At 50.2% G+C, this 755-nt stretch carries 1 protein-coding gene; it reads left to right on the top strand.

Features of this window, described 5'->3' with window-relative positions; genetic code table 11:
• Window positions 1–62 precede the first annotated feature (62 nt).
• Window positions 63–755 (top strand): hypothetical protein (locus E1189_RS23350; protein ID WP_196221105.1); only part of this gene is annotated, 693 nt, incomplete at its 3' end.

Here is a 755-nt window from a genome sequence, read left to right as displayed (position 1 = left end):
ACTGAACCTTGGATGCAAATATTTATCTAAAGGTTACAGTAAAAAACCGAGAGGCCGTAGCCATGTACAACCTACCCAGTCCATCCAGCCCATCCAGTGTACCCCCTCCTGCATACTCTCTAATAACGGAGGGAGGCCCCTCTGCGACGCTAAGCCCTTTGGGTATCGGTGAGAATCTTCAACCTGCAGCCACTCAACCTGTCACTGTGCAGGATCGGGATGCTCGGGAGCTGGCTTTGTCGGGTCTTCCGGCACTATCAAAACCGGAGCACGGGCAGGGAGAGCAATGGGGTAAGGATATCTTTGCCTTTAAGCAACAATTGCTGGAATGGCGCAGTTTTGTCGGGCTTTATGAGCAGGCCTGCAGATTAAATCTCCCTGAGGAGACGTATACACAGTTTTATTGGTTGTGTGATTCGTTGCAGCGGGCGGAGACAGATACTTACACACGAATGATTGACTACCTGGAGAATCATTACTCATTAGACCGTGCCAGGGTGTCTGAGCAATTTCAGGATATGCCAATAGCGACTTACAGCTTTCAGGACGCGTTTCCCCAGAGTCAGCAGAGCCATTCCGATATTGGGTATGGCCCGTGGGCTTATGATCATGAAAGTGCGTCCCGTATCACTTACACCGGCCCGCAAGAAGAAGCCATGTTCAGGGTAGGGTGTCAATTGCACTGGCTAAGGAGTTTTGCCCAAATTCATGGGGATATGGTTCACACTCTGGCTGATTACGAATTTTTGAGAGCG

It is taken from the genome of Parendozoicomonas verongulae, assembly GCF_009711465.1.
Classification (GTDB): Bacteria; Pseudomonadota; Gammaproteobacteria; order Pseudomonadales; family Endozoicomonadaceae; genus Sansalvadorimonas; species Sansalvadorimonas verongulae.
Note: the sequence above shows the minus strand (reverse complement) of the source record. Positions and strands in the feature narration are given on the sequence as shown.